We start from the raw sequence: 1,034 nt of genomic DNA, 5'->3' as shown, positions 1-1,034 counted from the left end.
AGGGGGTTCCCAAAAGCGCGCAAATCAGATTCGGGTTGCTTTGACAGCAACAGCGAGGTCGCGCGATGGCGAAGGGATACTCGAAGGACCTCAGGGCGCGGGCGGTCGCACTTGTCGAAGACGGCGAGAGCAGACGGGAGGCGGCGCGGGTGCTCGGTCTCGGCGCCTCGACCGCGATCCGCTGGATCGAGCGCTGGGCGACAACGGGCAGTGTAGCGGCATTGCCCGGCACGGGCCACAGTCGCTCGCCGCTCGAGGCGCATCGCCAGTGGCTGCTTGATCTGGTCGCAGCGGAGCCGGATTTGACGCTCGAAGAGATTCGCGCTCGGCTCAAGTCCGAGAGGCGGCTGAAAACCGGTACGACCTCGGTCTGGCGTTTCTACGAACGCCATGACATCACGTTCAAAAAAAACTCTGCACGCCGCCGAACAGGATCGTCCTGATGTCGCTGCAGCGCGTGCCGAACTGAAGCTCGAGCAATCCAGGCTTGACGCGCCGCGCCTCGTCTTCATCGACGAGACGGCGGTTACGACCAAGATGGCCCGGCACCGCGGCCGCTCACCACGTGGTGAGCGTCTCGTTGCGAGCGTGCCGCACGGCCACTGGAAGACGCTGACGCTCGTTGCCGCGCTACGCATTAATGGCCTGACAGCGCCTTATGTCATTGACGGCGCCATGGATGGGCCATCGTTCCTCGCTTATGTTGAGCAGATCCTCGCGCCGACGCTGCGCAAAGGCGATATCGTCTTCATGGATAACCTGCGCACCCACAAGATCGACGGCGTTCGCCATGCGGTCGAAGCGGTCGGCGCCAAAGTGCGCTATTTGCCGGCCTACTCGCCGGATCTCAATCCGATCGAAATGGCATTCTCGAAGCTGAAGACGGCGCTTCGCAAGGGTGCCGCTCGCACCGTGACAACGCTGATGAAGCTGATCGGCAAGCTCATCAAGACATTTGCACCCGAGCAATGCGCGAACTACTTTCGACATGCCGGATACGAGTAGTGACCCATATCAAGTGGAAACCGCTCTAG

Annotated in this window: 1 protein-coding gene; it reads left to right on the top strand. The window is 61.8% G+C overall.

The window, feature by feature from the left end; translation table 11 throughout:
* Positions 1-65: 65 nt before the first annotated feature.
* Positions 66-1,005 (top strand): IS630 family transposase gene (locus AC066Y_RS43240; protein ID WP_478279138.1). Its coding sequence is split into 2 segments (ribosomal slippage): positions 66-406 and positions 405-1,005, totalling 942 coding nucleotides; the frame shifts between segments, so codons are not numbered across the junction.
* Positions 1,006-1,034 lie beyond the last annotated feature (29 nt).

Source organism: Bradyrhizobium sp. USDA3010 (genome assembly GCF_056429065.1).
Note: the sequence above shows the minus strand (reverse complement) of the source record. Positions and strands in the feature narration are given on the sequence as shown.